This window comes from Dietzia sp. DQ11-71 (assembly GCF_014144995.1).
GTDB classification, from domain to species: Bacteria; Actinomycetota; Actinomycetes; order Mycobacteriales; family Mycobacteriaceae; genus Dietzia; species Dietzia kunjamensis.
The window spans coordinates 1-2,540 of the sequence record NZ_JAALDT010000364.1; the positions used below are offsets into that span (position 1 = coordinate 1).

At 69.1% G+C, this 2,540-nt stretch carries 2 protein-coding genes; one reads left to right on the forward strand and one right to left on the reverse strand.

Translation table 11 applies throughout. The annotated features are described in order from the left end of the window. Nucleotides 1-49: 49 nt before the first annotated feature. Nucleotides 50-1,312: an aspartate kinase gene (locus G6023_RS12700; protein ID WP_182635840.1), complete on the reverse strand. Its 1,263-nt coding sequence runs from the start codon at nt 1,310-1,312 to the stop codon at nt 50-52. A 71-nt stretch (nt 1,313-1,383) separates the two neighbouring features. On the opposite strand from G6023_RS12700, the gene G6023_RS12705 reads away from it, so the two are divergent. Then, nucleotides 1,384-2,277, forward strand: a complete 894-nt coding sequence (locus G6023_RS12705; protein ID WP_182635842.1) for a DMT family transporter — start codon at nt 1,384-1,386, stop codon at nt 2,275-2,277. Nucleotides 2,278-2,540: the final 263 nt, after the last annotated feature.

The window sequence follows — 2,540 nt, forward strand, 5'->3', positions numbered from 1 at the left end:
GCCGGGCGCCGGGCCGGCCTGGCTTGGGGCGGGCCGGGCGAGAGTCAGGTCAGCGGCCGGTGCCGGCGTAGACCTGGGCCTCCTCCTCGCCGCCCAGCTCGAACGCGGCGTGCAGGGCGCGGACGCTCTCGGGGAGCTCGTCCTCGCGGACCAGCGCCGAGATGCGGATCTCCGAGGTGGAGATGAGCTCGATGTTGACCCCGGCCTCGGACAGCGACTCGCAGAACGTCGCGGTGACGCCCGGATGCGACTTCATGCCGGCGCCGACCAGGGAGACCTTGCCGACGTTGTCGTCGTAGAGCACCTGGTCGATCCCGAGGTCGTCCTTGGCCTGCGAGAGCACCTCGACGGCCCTGGCCCCGACCTCACGTGGGCAGGTGAAGGTGATGTCGGTCTTGCCCTCCGCCTTGGAGACGTTCTGCAGGACCATGTCGATGTTGATCTCGGCGTCGGCCACCACGCGGAAGATCTTGGCGGCGTACCCCGGCTGGTCCGGGATCCCGACGACCGTGATCTTGGCCTCCGAGGCGTCGTGAGCGACTCCGGTCAGGACTGCGTCTTCCACGGGGATGTCCTCCACTTTTCCGGCCACGAGCGTGCCCGGGTTGGTCGAATACGACGAGCGCACGCGCAGGGGCACGTGGTACCGGCGGGCGAACTCGACGCTCCGCAGGTTGAGGATCTTCGAACCGACGGCCGCCATCTCCAGCATCTCCTCGTACGAGATGGTGTCGAGCTTGCGGGCGTCGGGGACGATCCGGGGGTCGGCGGTGTAGATGCCGTCGACGTCCGAGTAGATCTCGCACACGTCCGCACCCAGGGCCGAGGCCATAGCGACCGCGGTGGTGTCGGACCCGCCGCGACCCAGGGTCGTGACGTCGCGGGTCTCGCGGGACACGCCCTGGAAGCCCGCGACGAGGGCGATCTTGCCCTCGTCCAGCGCCTCGCGGACGCGCCCCGGGGTGATGTCGATGATGCGGCTGTTGCCGTGCCTGGTCGTGGTGATGATCCCGGCCTGGGATCCGGTGAAGGAATAGGCCTCCATCCCGAACGAGCTGATGGCCATCGCGAGCAGCGCGTTGGAGATGCGCTCCCCCGAGGTCAACAGCATGTCCATCTCGCGCTGCGGAGGCGAGGGACAGACCTGATCGGCCAGATCGAGTAGCTCGTCGGTCGTGTCGCCCATAGCCGAGGCCACGACCACGACGTCGTTACCCGCCTTCTTGGTCTCCACGATCCGTTCCGCCACCCGGCGGATTCGTTCTGCGGACTCCACGGAGGAGCCGCCGTACTTCTGCACTACGAGTGCCACGCGGTCACACCCTTCCGGTGTTGATCGGCTTACCGCAGACCTACTTTACGGGAGGTGTTTACTCATCAGGGATGAGTGAAATCTGGGCGGCAGTGATTCTCGCCCTCGCGTCCGCCCTCAGCCAGGCCTTCGGAACCGTCATGCGGCACCGATCGCCCCAGCGCGCGAAGGGTCGACACGAGGGTCACTTCAACGTGCTCGCGAGCCGGTACTGGTGGACCGGCATGGTCATCAGCCTCGCCGGATTCGCGTTCCAGGGCCTCGCTCTCGCGTTCGGATCGCTCATCCTCGTCCAGACGATCACCGTTCTCTCACTGACATTCGCCCTCCCCCTCGGCGCCTGGGTCACCGGCCGGCGGGTCACCAAGACCGAACTCTTCTGGGGGCACGTCCTCACGGGATGCGTCATGGTGCTCGTCATCTACGGACGGCCCACCGGAGGAGACGCCCACCCGCCCTGGTGGCAATGGGCACTCGCGTGCGCGGGCGGACTCCTCGTCGTCGTCGTCCTCCTCGGTGTCTCCCGCAACCGCCGCTCCAACGGCAACCGTGCCCTCCTGCTGGGCGTGGCCGGCGGCACCGCGTTCGCCTACGTCGCACTGCTGACGAAGGGCGTCACCGAGCGGTTCCACGACGGCGGACTGTTCACCGTGGCCACGACCGGCGAGGTGTACGGACTGGGGGTGGCCGCCGTCGCCGCGCTGACGCTGCAGCAGATGTCGTTCTCGGCCGGCGCGGTGCACCAGGCCGTGCCCGCCTCCACGGTCACCACCCCGGTCGTCTCGCTCGGCCTGGGCGTGGTGGTGCTGGGCGAGTGGTTCTCCGTCGACGGCGCCGCGCTGATGCTCCTGGGCGCCACCCTCACCGTGATGGTGCTCGCGACGGTGCGGCTCGCGCACAAGGAGGTCGACACGGCTCCGCCGATCCCCGACCACCGCGCGCCGAACCACCGCGCCTCCGAGTAACGCGCCCGGCGCACGCCGCGACGTCTTCACCATGAGGACCCATGTCGAGCGGCCCGAGAACTCCCCACCATCGCCTAAGCTGAGCTTCATGCGCCTCACACGTCACACAAGCCCCGCCCGTCTCGGCCGGTTGGCCGCAGCGGTGGCCGCCATCGTGGGGACGGTCACTGCGTCGCTCGCGGTCGCGGCACCCACGGCCGGCGCGGTAGTGAACGGCACCCCCTCCGGCCCCGCCCCGTGGGCCGTGCAGATCACCGTCTTCG